Below are 505 nucleotides of genomic sequence, written 5' to 3'. Positions count from 1 at the left end.
GCAGAACCGGCACGGCCAACGTGGTGGGCAACGCCGTGGTCGGGCGCTTTGCCGACAGGCATGCGATCCCGATCCTGCTTGGCGGGCTGACCGTCCTGGCTGCCACGCTGGCGGTGTTCGCGGGCTTCGCGGATAACAAGATCGTCGCCGTCGCCGGGTTTGTCCTGATCGGCCTGGCCGGCGTGCCGATGAATCCTGCCATGATCGCCCGCGTGATCAGGACCGCGCATCCCGGACCCTTGGTCAATACCGTGCATACGTCGGTGATCAATATCGGCCTTGGGGTGGGATCGTGGATGGGCGGACTCGGTATCGGCGCCGGCTACGGATTGCGCTCCCCGCTGTGGGTCGGTGTTGGCCTGGCGGTGGTTGGGCTGCTCAGTCTTTTGCCCTACCTGGGATCAAGGCGAAGGGGCGGTGTGCCGGCACTGGAATCGGCGCGACCGGCGCCGGATTCCCTGTGCTGATGCGGCGGTGAAACAAGGCCGCTGGTCCGACAGGATGG

The 505-nt window shown here is 66.5% G+C and carries 1 protein-coding gene; it reads left to right on the top strand.

Going from position 1 to position 505, the window contains the following annotated elements; translation table 11 throughout:
* The coding region (locus tag P3W85_RS10130; RefSeq protein WP_346430256.1) for an MFS transporter at positions 1 to 467 on the top strand (467 nt) is incomplete at its 5' end.
* Positions 468 to 505: the final 38 nt, after the last annotated feature.

The sequence above is a fragment of the Cupriavidus basilensis genome (genome assembly GCF_029335485.1).
GTDB lineage: Bacteria > Pseudomonadota > Gammaproteobacteria > Burkholderiales > Burkholderiaceae > Cupriavidus > Cupriavidus basilensis_E.
The sequence above is the reverse complement of the archived record's forward strand: the minus strand, read 5'-3'. Positions and strand labels throughout refer to the sequence as shown.